The following is a 13196-nucleotide window of genomic DNA, read 5'->3' on the forward strand; positions in this document are numbered from 1 at the left end:
CAAAAACACCAGCCTATTAAATTTATAAATCACTTGGGCGCCTGCTACAAGGGCTTATATGGATATAGATAGTGGTAACAAAAAAGAGCCGGCTTTTTCGCAGCATGCATTTAATGAACCTTCAGCATCTCTTAATTATCCAAAAATTTGCGCTTCCTTTTAAGACAATTTCTGCAAGTAAGTGGTCTTAAAATGTCGGAATAGGTCATTCACGAGCGATGCAATATAAGAAATTACGGGTAACAATTCAACGTCTTCTAAATTAAATTAGGACTCATTCCATCATCAATTTGAGCGGGGCATTGAGTGCCTGAAAATTATGGTCATTAAGATTGGTATCGCTCAACTCAAGGTTGTAAAAAAGCGCAGTTGGTGCATGAAAAAATGGCCCAGAGTGCCAAGTGCCCTGGTGAAGCTGTACAGCTTCACCAGGGCCTACTGCCACCAACAGCACCGATGCAGAAGAGAGCTCCTCGGGTTGAAGCGCTGGAGCGGCTACGGCAAGCCACCAAGGTTGCGCATCAGCAGACCCCAAACATTGGGTAGCCCGCTGATGGCGAGTCATGCTTGCCAACACTGCCGGTCGATGACGTAGACGCATTACGTAGTAACGGAGGTCTGCGCCTTCAAATTTGAGCTTGGCATCGACGTCGCTATGAGGCGTCATGTCGTCCACTGGGAAGATCGCAGTGCCAAAGCGCTCAAACTTGCAATGTCCCAAGGGGAGGGCAGTCAGTGTCGCTGCAGTCATGACACGATGATCACTCAACATCCGCTTTAGCTCATCGCCAGTGTTGTTGATGAATCACTTCCAAAAAGTGTTAACAGAAGCGCTCCTATCATCAGACATGAAACGATTACAACATGCTAAATCAACGCAATGAATAAGATGTGGACAAAGCCATATCACGAGACAGCGTTCGCACTGTCATGAAACAAAAACCTTGATAAGTCTAATGACAGGGACACTCAAAATATTGACCCCAAAAACGCGTCTACACATAAAGATCCAACTACAGAACAAAAAGTCTGCGCCTCCAAGCGATTTGTCAGACATTCCCAACAAAAATTGCTGACATATCAAGGCAATGCCCGTGTTGATGCATTAAAAAGAGGAGATCTGATCGATCACAAGTGACAACAAAGCAAGAGGCACATACAATTATCAAGGATTGCCTTGAAACAAATAACGCGTGGGTTGAAACTTTTAACGAGCTCGGTTGCGTACTGGCATTCGACCTCGACCCGATGCTTGAAGGGACCGTCACCGTGGACTTCATCGTCAAAGATCTCTGGGACAAAGGAATAAGGGCCACTCAAGACGAAGTTGTTAAATGCATTTGCAGCTATGCCATTGAAAATGATTACATCTGGTCTATAGAAACTATCTTTGACAACTATGAGTACACAGCTAAAACCCTTGAGAATCTTGGCGAAGACAGCAAAGCATTGTTGACTGACATGGCCAACGATTCGGGCAATGAAGCCTTTAAAACCATGACCAAAGCAGGCTGATAGACAATCCAAATAGAACAATTCATTCGATATTGATCAAAGTATGTAGTCAATACCAAAAGCAACCAATCTTTCAGCCACCTAGCCGTTGCAAGCAACAGCTATTACAGCTGTATATAAATACCATTACGCTTTATCACTAAAATTCAAAACGCACTAATAATCATGCCATCGACAATACAGAACATGGCTCTACCGAAAAGCAGGGATGGCTTTTGTAGAACATCACCGGCCATACTGAGAACATGAAACGTCTCCTACAACTCATCAAGCGACTAACAGGAAACACGCAGAAGCCTCCGCTTCATACACCTGAAGAGTTGGAGTGCTTCAAACGGGATGCTATTGAAAATCGGGGAAAGCACTACTGATCAGGGCGGATTGGAGTTGGGACTGATTGCAATCCTTTTGAAGGCCTCCAAATGGCGGGCTAATACAGTCGCTTTTTATAGAACACGACAGATCACACCTATGGAGGCATCAAAGCTCCAAAGCTCAAATTCACTGAGCAACGAACGCAATACTCTGGTGAGAATTTTTAGGAAACCATGATGGCTAAATCATCAATTTCCAGTCTCCTCTTTAGCTCTCATCTCGATCAGCTCAAATCCACTTAAAAGTAGAGAAGACTTGATCGGCAAAGGCGAAGAGCATCACGGGCCGAATCCACCGATGCCTCGTTGGGCGCGATCAAACCTTTTGGCACAACAAGTTCGTCATTAGGATCCAAGTGAACCCGCGCAGAGAACCAAGATCCACCCCCAGGAATAGATGCACGACAAACGTGATTTTGTTCGTTGTCAAGCTTGCGTTCAATCAACCAGCTATCGACACGATCAAGCATCTGAAAACTCTGAGCCAGCGCTGATGTTCCAATCAGCGAAATCAGTAGCAAGGTGTGTTTCATCAGTTCAGTCTGTCAGCATCAGTCATTCGTGCTGTTGCACTCTTTGACCGGAAGTTGAGTTGATACGAAAACTTACAGCCAGTCGCATTAGCCAATGAAATCTATGACGGATCATAGTTTCTTCTCTTCATAGGTCTGAATATCAACAGAGATTGAAATCATGGTTCGTCATGTCATCACTGGCTTTCGATTACTACCAACGTCATCTGAGTAGCGATTGAGAGAATGTGTTCTTGATCATTAAATCAATGCTTGGAGGTCATGGCATGAAGAGCCACACGATTGATCTTTCCTACAGAATTCAGAGGTAGAGAGGTAAGGACCTGCAACACTTCCGGAGCCTTGTACCCAACACGCTCACGGGCGAAAGAAATCAGTTCTGGAACTGTGGGGAGATCACATCCGGATTTGAAGGACACATACGCATGCACATTTTGTCCATGCACGGCATCTTCAATCCCGATCACGCCTGCCTGGTCTACAGCGGGATGCTCCATCAAAGCCTCCTCAACATCTTGAGGACAAATATTGGATCCGTCGTGAACGATGATTTGTTTTCGGCGACCACAAAACCAAAGATAGCCATCATCATCGAGACGCATAGCGTCGCCGGTGTTAAGCCAACCCTCCTGAATGGTCTCTGCTGTAGCGGCAGGATTATTCCAATATCCCACCATCAAAGTGGGCGACTTAACCCAGAGCACACCCTCCTCACCAAAACTCAGCTCGCGTCGATCGGATGAGCGGATGCAGCCTTCAAAACCAGGACACATCTGACCAACAGATCCAATCCGATTTTCACCTTCAATTGGGGAGAGGCTTGCAAAGCCAATCTCACTCATGCCGTAGCACTCATCAATACGCTGTCCGGTTGCTTGCTCAAACTCCACATGCAACTGATGATTCACCTTGTCTCCACCACTGATGCAAAGGCGAACCGATGAAAAGTCGCTGCGTTGTAGACGTTCATCACGCACAAGGCTGAACAACGTGACAGGTAAGGCCAACATGACCTGGGGGTGGTGCTGCCGAAGCAACATTTCAAGGCAGCTACAACTGAGATTGTTAGGCACCAGAACAGAGGCGCCACGGCACAACGCAGACAAAGCAAACGTGGATGAAGCGATATGGGATAAAGAGCCACCAGCTAGAAATTGCTCACCAGGCTTTAAGCCGGTGGCATCCAGAACAGAAGAAAATATCCAGCCCAAGCTTTGCCGTGTATGAGTGACACCCTTCGGTTTCCCTGTGCTTCCTGAAGTGAAGAACAAAAAACAAGGCTGATCAGATTCATGATCTGTTTGGGAAAGGGCAAGCTTTCCAATGTCTTGTCTCAGCTTGGAGATGAATCCAGCGTCATTCGCCGTTATGCATCCAAGATCGCAGGCACTTGAAACATTGCTGGCATCAATATCAGTCTGACGTTCGCAGTGATGTAACACGCATCTGGCACCGCTGACCTCAAGAGCATGGTTGATTTCGGGAACGGTATAGCGATAGTTCAGTGGCGTTAAAACAAGCCCACAGCGCAAGCCAGCTAAATAATGAATCAACAACTCCAAACTATTTGGCATCAGTGATGCAATTCGGTCACCAGGGCGAAGACCAATGCTCAGATAATGCTTAGCTAGATCATTGCAAGACTGTTCAAGTTCAGCCCAGCTCATGCTGCGGCTTAGATCATGCAGAGCAACTGCAGCTGAATCTCGGCTCAAAGCTGAACGCAGCGGATCGTTGAGAGCGACTGGTTCAGCAAGGGATCGACCGGAGACTTGCAAGGCAGCAACTCAATTTCTTACTTTGATAGCACGCATCAAACGATCGAATTCTTTAGAGACCTGCGTTCAAAGGCACATACAGAACACACTGGAGGAGTCCTCTTCTGCCATAAAAAATCTGTGACAGGGACTCCGCTTCACCCTCTCCAACAGTTGGCTCCCTACATCGTGGGTCGCGTTCGGCGTGGAGTTGTAGGCAGCAGTCGCTACGCCTGCAAGCTACGTGAAGCGATCCGAGGCGCAGCCTCAGATTCCGAGCGCAGACCTGTTCTGATCTACGGGGAGCCTGGCTTGGAAAAGGACAACATCGCGTCTTTGATTCATTTTGGATCGCCAGACCGCAAGCATTTCATGCTTCGGTTGGATGGAGCTCTTCTCAAACCAGATGGCAGCGACATTTTCGGCTCTCAGGGAGATCCGTCCAAACCGTCATTACTGAAACAACTGGGGCATGGATCGCTACTAATTGATCAGCTGGAACGGGTGCCAGAACAGCTCAAATCTCGCCTGTTGGAGTTAGCAGAAGGAAAGGTTGATATCCAAGTCCGGCTGATCTTCACCTCGGAAACAGTCAGTCCTGGCTTTGATCGTTGCTGCACATTGATCCGAGTTCCCCCCCTGCGTGTACGCCGGCAGGATCTCGGTGAATGGCTGCGCTACGGAGTTCGGCAACGCAGTTCCATCTTGGGCTGGGCTCAAGCTCCTCTAGTTCCGGAGGCGGTGGTGAAACAGTTGCAGGCTTACGACTTCCCCAACAATCTGCGTGAGCTTGAAACGCTGATACAGCAGGCTCTCCAACAAATGGAACAGGAAGGCCAAGCCGCACCAAACGTGATTCCAGAAGTCGTGTTCTGGACACCTACAAAGCAACAGCTCTATCGCTTCGACATTTGGCGTTGGAAACCAAAGCTACGCGAGTTGATGCGCTCCCAGTCGTTATGGAATGGGTTGCTGTTTGGAATTGTGAGCTGGTTGTTTGTGTTGGTGAACCTTTGGTTATGGCTCGGACCACAAGACCGGGCCCATAACGGCGCACTCAATCTGTTCTGGGCCTGGTGGTGGCCTCTCATTCTTTTGAGTTACCCATTCGTGGGTCGACTGTGGTGTTCCTTCTGCCCATTCATGGTCTGGGGAGAGATTGTTCAACGCAGCGCTCGCAGACTTGGCTGGCAACCCAATCGCTGGCCTCGAAGTCAAAGCGACACTTGGGCCTCACCCGTGCTCGCAGCTGGATTTTCTGTGATTTTGATCTGGGAAGAGGTGTGGAACCTACAAAACACAGCTTGGTTGAGCAGCTGCCTCTTGCTTGTCATTACAACAGGTGCAGTGATCAGTTCGCTGCACTTTGAAAAACGATTTTGGTGTCGTTACCTCTGTCCGATCGGGGGAATGAATGGGTTATTTGCCAAACTTTCCGTCTTAGAACTACGAGCGAAAGCAGGAACATGTAGCGGCAGCTGCAGTAGTTATGCCTGTTTCAAAGGAGGACCATCTGAAGGGGACGGATTTGCCACGGAAGGATGCCCACTTGGAACGCACCCCGCCCATCTACAAGACAACCGCAACTGCGTTCTCTGTCTCACTTGCGCGCAGGCCTGCCCACATCAATCCGTGCAAATTTCTGTGCGGCCACCTGCAGCAGACATTCAGCGCACGATGCAATTTCCAAGTGGCGAACCGGCGCTTATTTTGGTTTTAGCAGGTGATATTTGCTTGCAAAACTGGCAACAACTATGGAGCTGGTGGACTCAGGCTCCGCTGAGCCTTGCCCAAGGTCCATTGCTCCCAAGACTTGGCATCGCGGTAATCACGCTGGCTTTTCCTGCAAGCATCTACGCAATCGCTCGTCTTCTGCTCAAAAAGCAAAGACTCCAACGCACACTCTATGGATTGCTGCCATTGCTTTGGGCACTCATGCTGGCTCAATATCTACCTCTAGGTATGAGCGAAGGTGGAGCTTTCTTACCAGTGAGCTTCTCTCCTCTTGATCTTTCCTGGCAGGAAGCGCTGCCTGTTTGGAGAGCTGATTCCCATGTGATTGGTTTCTGCCAAAGCGGAGCTGTAGGTGTGGGTTTGTTGTGGAGTGTGGTGCTACTCAGGCGTCAGCTGGCTACCCATCGCTCGGCCTGGATTGTCGCTTCCGCTTGGGTTTCCGTTCTTGCAATAGGTGGACGATGGCTCGTCAACAGCTAACCCACTCATGGTTGGAAGCACATCCCCTACTTACCGTCCTGACAATTAACCAAATCCGAGCTTCGACGTACCCGATCGGCCTGCAATGCTAAGAAATTCAATGTTATTGCTAGCTGAGTCATACAGGGTGTAATTAGCCCCTGAGCCGATGCCGATCACACTACGTTTTGGAACGGTGTGTTCCTGTAATGCTTCGCCTGCAGGATCGAACACCTTTGACTGAATCTCACCGCCTGTGAGCTGAAGTCGGAATTGCCGACCACTGCGAGCGGTAAACAGACGATTCACATCCAGACGGGTTAGACGATCCAAACGAATCAGCGGCGACGTTGACTCAAGCAAACAATCACCAACATCAGCTGAACTGCCGTGAATCAAGCCACAATCCAGTTCAATGAAGCCAAACCGCGGTGACGCCAACCAATCTCGGCTGAAGGCATGAAGCGGAGAATAAAAACGCAGATGCTCAACAGCATCTCTGCCAATTACTCAGGCCAGGCGGCTTGACCAGATGAGCAAGCCGCACTAAAACTAAAACAATAGTTCAGACGTACTAGTGAGCACCGATCATTTGTCTCCAGCTGTCAGCCCACTAGATGGGACGAAAGCTCCAACGTTTCTCAGCGTCAAGACTGGCGACTGGGTGATCATCCAGGCACAACAGCAGACTGCTCAGCAGCTCAACGATCAATGGTGGATGGGTCAGGTGATCTTCTGCGAAGGAGGAGCAAGAGATCCACGAGTGAAAACAATGTTTCAGGTCTCAAACGTGGATAACGGGTGCATCCGTTGGGTCAACGGGGACGAGGTGACCCATGTCGTCCGATCACTGGATGGACTACCGATAAACACTTGAATTCGCTTAGCCGTCCAAAAGAAAAGGAATGGTTCTACTGGGCTCTTGAATGTCCACATTCAACGAGGATGCAGCCATAAGCGCCTAATCATTGCTGCGCATGATTCATCAACTCGCCTTAGCGATGACTGAATGCATTGCATTGGTTACCCCAGTAAATAAAAAGAGAACATTGAAAATGTGCTGAGAGCTAGAACCACCAGTTTTGAATTTGCTTTGATAAGTAAGCCCCGAACCTGCTCGGTGGCGCACATGGAGTGAGCCGTTCCTTGGCAGGGGGCGGCTTTTTCCTGTCGGTACAAAAACGGGACGCATGAAAGTTGTTGACTGCTGATCCCTATCTATTAATTCAAACGACCGTGCATAAAAAACTAAATAACAATCACCATAAAACAGCTAGCCGTAACTTTGTTCACCTACTGACTTAGCAATAGCCGAAGCATAGGCATTTCAATGAGTTTGCTCTAGTGCATCAAGAGTGAAAAATGCCTGCTTCGAATGTGACACAGCTAGCATTTAATAAACAGACATATTGAATCCAGCAGGCATCAAGCTGTAGATAAACCAGTGACTTGCAGTCGCATAAGCCGAATGCTTTATGTAGGCATCAAGATAATTACAAAGAATCCAATGAATGCCGATCTGTCATTGGCGACAGTATGAGTCATGATTGACAAATCTGGAACAACAGACTACTGGAATTGCGATCAGCCGCAATCGAGGTGCTATTACTAAGTTGTATTCATACAATTTAAATTGCTGAATATCAGGAGGTCTACTTATAGTGCTGACAGAATATAGAAACTGAAGAACCTTCCACTAACCCAAGCTTTTTAAGTGCTGCTGCATCTGATGAGTGAGACTCGCTTAAGCTTCGCGCACAGGTCTCCCTGTAATGCATTTCCTCAATTGCATTTTGCATGAAAACAGTCAATTGACAGGCAATAATGACAAGGATTAGCCCACCAACACTAGCTACAAGACTAAATTTAAAATGGCTTTGCATATTTTTCCACGTTAAACCATTAATATCATAAGGATTGATTGGTTGAATCCCTAGTCGCCACACTAGCAGGGTAACTGAATAGTCACTACTTATTCATTTGCTATGGTTCTTTCTTTTGTCGTCTAATCTGTTCTTCAAACCATTGCATCTCAAGTTCTTTAAAGTCAATCGGTTCACCGGGAACAAGATCAAGGTCAAAGACTGAGCGTGGCTTCTGCCTATTTGGACCAGGATCAAATCCTCTGCCATTTTTTCTTAGTTCGTGCATTAGATGCCACTCCTCTTCACTTATATACTGAGTGAAAGCCTCGGTCTGATTTTGAATTACAACTGCAAATAATGCTTCAAAATACGTTAACATTTGCTTTCATCTTCCTGACTTCGGCTCAAAGGAGCTCGTAAAGACAACAATTGACGTCTTCATTGAAATGGCAATGAGAGAATGGGTTCATCAGAAGTATTGCAGTCCTTCTCAAGGACAACATCATTGCATATAAGCAAGGATAATGTATCGAATGAGTGATTGTAGGACTAGGGAATATGTCTATTATTATCTAAATCACATTTTCCCAGACCTGCATGGAGTTCACTCTCAAGCACCTTAGCCCTGAAAATATTAAGTTGATTTTAGAAGCAGAATCCATAACTGTTGAGAAGATAGTTCCAACAAAGTTTGAGAAGGATGGAGAGACTCAGAAATATTGGGGGCATGTTTGGGTGAAAGAGGAGAGTTGTTATTGGCGTATCACTCCTACAGATGATGAATTCATTCAGTTCTCATATGGTTTTATAGCCGATGGGGAACAGAACACACCAGAGATGGTTCTTCTTAGCGCATCTAACTTCTTTGATATGTTCCCTGTTCACCTGCACTACAAAGGCAAGAACGATGATGGACATCAGTCGTTTGAGTTCGTATATTCACAGATATTTCCCAATGAAGGAGTGATTACTCCAGAGCAGTTCGTAAATATATTCAAGACATTTCAAAAACTTACCAAAAAGAACATGCGCAACTTTAACACTGTCATTAATATCATCAAAGAAGGGGGAGAGGCGATTTAAAAACCATCTTTTGTACCATTTAATCCTATGGGAATTGCTCGGCTGTGGTCGCAGGTACGGGTGGCTAAGGAGTAGTTGCATTGAATTTCCATAATTAGATCATCATCCAATAAATTGAAATAAACCTCCCAAGTCGGCAGGCATTTCGATCTTATCCTGACATTGCCATTCAGTTATTGCATTAAATATCCAATGGAAGGATGTGGACTTACGATCCACAGCAGTGTTGCTGAAAATCCGCAAAATACTTTTATAATCCCAAAACTTTGATACAGCTGAGATTGTAGATACATAGGAATTGGCCTAGACAAAGTCAATTCAAACTTAACGCTAGTTGTCTTAAAAGTAATACCTCAATAGTGCTAGGTCTTTTTATGCTCGCTTCGCTCGTGGCGGTCAATAGTCCGACATCACCTCCATATTTACCTAAGAGCATTAACCATAAAAAGATGTACGTCTAATTTTCTTCCCAAGTAATGGTGCAACGATATGTAGTATTAAACCCTGCTGTTTGTATTTCCTTGCATGAAGTATCCATAACTGTTGCACCTTGGGGAACTTTTGACTTTAGGAGATTGAGTGTGATCTCCTCACTCACTCCACTTCTTGTAAGAGAATGAGTATTGGCTTGAGCTTGGGCAGTAAACAGAAATAATCCAGCAAGTAGTCCGAAACAGGCCTTCATAGCAATCGATCACAGCAACTTCTGTCTAACGACACCATATGAATACTGCAGCTACCTCTTCATGAATTGTTCGTATGACCCGTTACTGAAGGCTTCCCAAGCGTTCCAACACGATAAGGGCAACGCCTAGTGGATTATGTGTGTTGCTAGCTTCGACGCTATCCTTCCAGGTCTTGCTCAGATCTGTGGTGTGCTCGGGTTTCTTGGTCTTGGCACGATAGACGCTGGCCTAACTCGTTAGTTCTTTAACTCTATGAATGAGGAAGAACGACAGAAGCTGCGTGATACCCCTGGCGTAGAAATGAATGTTTCAATGTAGTCATACCGATAACTACTTCTTATCGCACTGTTGACCTCACATCTGCCTTAATCCTTATAAGAAATGAAGTGAATGCAAAACAAGTGTATGACCGAAGATTAAGACACTATTGACGACGAATGCCTACAAGATTTAATTCCTGTGTAAACGATGACGATTCAAATCAACAGCCTACACAGCAGAAGCACAAAACACTAACACCTTTTCTACTGACAAACTATGCCTCCAAAGATCACTACCATTCTTGCTTACTGCATTGCTGTGCCTGATGCACTAGCCGAACGGCTTTTTCCTGCTTTGAAAGTCTCGTTTGAGTACCTGTTATTCCTAATGAATAAAGCAGCTGCTCTTCCCGAGATAGCAACTGAAACTACAGATGCCCCAGCGCTTGCAGTGGTTGAGGATGCGCCTACTCTTGCTACTCCTGTCAAAGCACCAGTGACAGACATTACGCCTATCCCGACACTAGCTTTGGTTGAAGATGGTTCCGCTATTGATACTCCTGTAAAAGCACCAGCGACAAAATCAACACGCAAGACATCGAAGCCAAAGGGTTTTACTGCGAATACCACCAAGCGCAGGGGTAAGCGAGCCACCGTCGTTGCTGCTGCTGCTGAATGAATGAATGAATGAAGCACACAACTGAACAACTTCTGATACCTGTTGCCTCTAATGAGACAGCAGGATTTTTTCTTTCCAAACTGAGCTCTCTGCTGATGACGAACTCAACTGTCAGGACTGAGACTAACCACCCATTTGAGTAAGTCTCCCATCATTATGAACATAACGCTTTGTCCCTAATTAAAGTGTTTGTGTAGTCTCTTTTGTGCCTGTATGAGCATACGCACTCGTGCCTAAGGACAGAAAAATCCTGAAAGTGTGCGCCGTCGTTCTCGCAAAAGTAAAGCAAGCAGAGCTGGGTCAAATGATGAAAGCAACCTCGTGATTGCTTGCCAAGCCTGTTATCAAAAGAAGGAAGGCAAGACCATGCGTGAATACTGGTTGTGGCAAGAGAAAGTAGGACTAACAAAAACTGGTAATAACAAGAGACGAATAGATCAACCCCGACACTTCACTGGCTATGCCTAATAAAATCTGAGGGCTAGTGCTTCCTAGGTTCCCCATCAGCTGACCACTCAGAGACCTCAGCTGTCTCAAGCATGACGCCATGGCTTGAAATCCAATCTGCGTATTTAGCCATGAACTTTTCTGCAGCGCCGTCGGGATGCTGGTGAACAATCAAAACTTGAGTGGGATCTGCTTGACTCACCCCGCGAAAAAGCGGCTTAATACCAAATTCTAAGTGGCGTTCTTGAGTAAGCTCACTATCAAATTCCATGACCCATTCACTGAATGGGACATTAATGGTGACCTTGATTGTACTTGTCGTCATCATATTAATGAAGTTGAAAATGGTCTCCCCTTGAAATCAACCTTAGCTCAAAGAAGCCGTGACGATTGGCGATGAGCACGAAGCTTTACTTATGAACCCTGAGTGTTTCTAATTACACAAGCCAAACCAAATGCGTAGGTTAAACTCACATAACAACGCGAGTTATTGATGCCCTGCTCTGTGAGTTCATCTTCAAAGACTTTGAGTCGCGCATTAAAGACATTAGGCATCGGCTTCATAGCACTCATCGTGTTTGGCTCAATACTTAAAGCGTTATCACCCCAGAAGCCCGTGCCTGAGGACATCAAGAAGAATGAACTCCAAAGCCAGAAGGAGTAGAAAGCCTCCAGTTCTTATTTATTTAAGATTTGAGCCCCACGCTTGGCTGCTTACAGTCATTAACCTGGATAAATGACTTTTATACTTTGTTGTTTCCTCATTTTGCTGAGTGTTGGTCTCATCTCTTCTATTCTGTCTGGAAGGCTGCTTGGTTGATGCCTCGCGATTCAATAATCCTCCCACTGAGAAGGGTTTTTTGTAACGTTCTTTTTCTGGATTATCCCAAGACTCACACTCAATATTCTATTTTACATCTGAATCAGTAAGTCATCGATCAACTCGCTCAGGGGCACACTTGCTCTAGTGATCAAACAAAAGATTTACCACGTTAACCATAACTTTACTGCGTTATTGGGGTTTATCAACGCTCACATACGTGGCTGGGATCTTCAGCACGTTCGGCATATTCAAATCCATGACTCAAGCTGAGTGAAATCAAGAGTGTCTTGTTGAGGCAGCTCTGAGTTGCGACCAAAAAGAAAAATCTTGTCAGAGCTGAGATTAAACCGTTCCAATTACTGCAGGATCCGAGGCTCGATCCCATCGGCATCACCCGTTGTGGTCGGTTTGAACTGTTGGGCCTCAACGAGCAACAAACAGTCCACTGAAAATGGCAGCTCCTGCTGACCTAAGAGGGAAAGATCTTGCAGCTGCGGAATTTGATCGCACAAACACGTGCGATCAATCCCTGCATTCATAGCCGCCTCTAAGCCTTCATGACTACATCCATCGAGCCGCAAATAGGCACACAAACCATGATGCTTCAGCAGGATTTCGCGGATCCAATTGGTTTTTCCGCAACCGGCGGGGGGGGGGGGGCCAGCGATTAATCAGGTCTGCTGCATGGGCCTGAATTTAACGAGAGCATTCTCAGCAAAGGCCAATGCCAACAATGAGAATGAATCTCGTGATGGGCATCAAATGGCACTTGTGCCTGTAACCAGCATTCAGATCTACAACGTTAAGGCCGCATTGGTACCAGAGGAGGGATGAGAAGACACGACCAAGCAAATGCCTGCCTCGGACAACGGATTCAAAGGTCAAAAATTCCACGAAGCGGTTTAGCCATGAATTTCAGATATTGATTGAAGATTGGGAACCTGTAGAGGAATGCTCAATATGCTGAGACTGCGTCTGCGA

At 46.3% G+C, this 13196-nt stretch carries 12 protein-coding genes; 5 read left to right on the forward strand and 7 right to left on the reverse strand.

The window, feature by feature from the left end; translation table 11 throughout:
• Positions 1-274: 274 nt before the first annotated feature.
• The gene (locus SYNC_RS06855; protein ID WP_011619390.1) at positions 275-751 is read right to left on the reverse strand and encodes an ureidoglycolate lyase; all 477 of its coding nucleotides are present in this window, start codon (positions 749-751) and stop codon (positions 275-277) included.
• Between the two features lie 383 nt (positions 752-1134).
• Here SYNC_RS06855 and SYNC_RS06860 point away from each other — a divergent pair, with 383 nt between their 5' ends.
• On the forward strand, positions 1135-1515 hold the full coding sequence (locus tag SYNC_RS06860; protein WP_011619391.1) for a hypothetical protein: 381 nt from the start codon (positions 1135-1137) through the stop codon (positions 1513-1515).
• Positions 1516-2128: 613 nt separating this feature from the next.
• Here SYNC_RS06860 and SYNC_RS06870 read toward each other — a convergent pair.
• Together SYNC_RS06870 and SYNC_RS06875 are read right to left on the reverse strand one after the other, a co-directional pair.
• The gene (locus SYNC_RS06870; protein WP_011619392.1) at positions 2129-2422 is read right to left on the reverse strand and encodes a hypothetical protein; all 294 of its coding nucleotides are present in this window, start codon (positions 2420-2422) and stop codon (positions 2129-2131) included.
• Positions 2423-2667: 245 nt separating this feature from the next.
• The gene (locus SYNC_RS06875) at positions 2668-4200 is read right to left on the reverse strand and encodes a class I adenylate-forming enzyme family protein (protein ID WP_011619393.1); all 1533 of its coding nucleotides are present in this window, start codon (positions 4198-4200) and stop codon (positions 2668-2670) included.
• A gap of 120 nt (positions 4201-4320) precedes the next feature.
• On the opposite strand from SYNC_RS06875, the gene SYNC_RS06880 reads away from it, so the two are divergent.
• A complete protein-coding gene (locus tag SYNC_RS06880; RefSeq protein ID WP_041426992.1) occupies positions 4321-6393 on the forward strand; it encodes a 4Fe-4S binding protein in 2073 nt (690 codons plus the stop codon).
• Between the two features lie 45 nt (positions 6394-6438).
• On the opposite strand, the gene SYNC_RS06885 is transcribed toward SYNC_RS06880, so the two are convergent.
• The gene (locus SYNC_RS06885) at positions 6439-6813 is read right to left on the reverse strand and encodes a hypothetical protein (RefSeq protein WP_011619395.1); all 375 of its coding nucleotides are present in this window, start codon (positions 6811-6813) and stop codon (positions 6439-6441) included.
• Positions 6814-6949: 136 nt separating this feature from the next.
• Between SYNC_RS06885 and SYNC_RS06890 the strand changes: the two genes are divergently transcribed.
• Positions 6950-7249, forward strand: a complete 300-nt coding sequence (locus SYNC_RS06890) for a DUF3104 domain-containing protein (protein WP_011619396.1) — start codon at positions 6950-6952, stop codon at positions 7247-7249.
• 1106 nt (positions 7250-8355) lie between these two features.
• On the opposite strand, the gene SYNC_RS06895 is transcribed toward SYNC_RS06890, so the two are convergent.
• On the reverse strand, positions 8356-8616 hold the full coding sequence (locus SYNC_RS06895; RefSeq protein WP_041426545.1) for a hypothetical protein: 261 nt from the start codon (positions 8614-8616) through the stop codon (positions 8356-8358).
• Positions 8617-8834: 218 nt separating this feature from the next.
• On the opposite strand from SYNC_RS06895, the gene SYNC_RS06900 reads away from it, so the two are divergent.
• Positions 8835-9320 carry a hypothetical protein gene (locus tag SYNC_RS06900; RefSeq protein WP_041426546.1) on the forward strand — a complete coding sequence of 162 codons (486 nt, stop codon included), beginning with the start codon at positions 8835-8837 and terminating at the stop codon, positions 9318-9320.
• 1223 nt (positions 9321-10543) lie between these two features.
• Positions 10544-10945, forward strand: a complete 402-nt coding sequence (locus SYNC_RS06905) for a hypothetical protein (RefSeq protein WP_041426547.1) — start codon at positions 10544-10546, stop codon at positions 10943-10945.
• A 481-nt stretch (positions 10946-11426) separates the two neighbouring features.
• On the opposite strand, the gene SYNC_RS06910 is transcribed toward SYNC_RS06905, so the two are convergent.
• Positions 11427-11720, reverse strand: a complete 294-nt coding sequence (locus SYNC_RS06910; protein ID WP_011619400.1) for a DUF3764 family protein — start codon at positions 11718-11720, stop codon at positions 11427-11429.
• Positions 11721-12571: 851 nt separating this feature from the next.
• Positions 12572-12808, reverse strand: a complete 237-nt coding sequence (locus SYNC_RS13560) for a hypothetical protein (RefSeq protein ID WP_011619402.1) — start codon at positions 12806-12808, stop codon at positions 12572-12574.
• Positions 12809-13196 lie beyond the last annotated feature (388 nt).

It is taken from the genome of Synechococcus sp. CC9311 (assembly GCF_000014585.1).
Taxonomy (GTDB): Bacteria; Cyanobacteriota; Cyanobacteriia; order PCC-6307; family Cyanobiaceae; genus Synechococcus_C.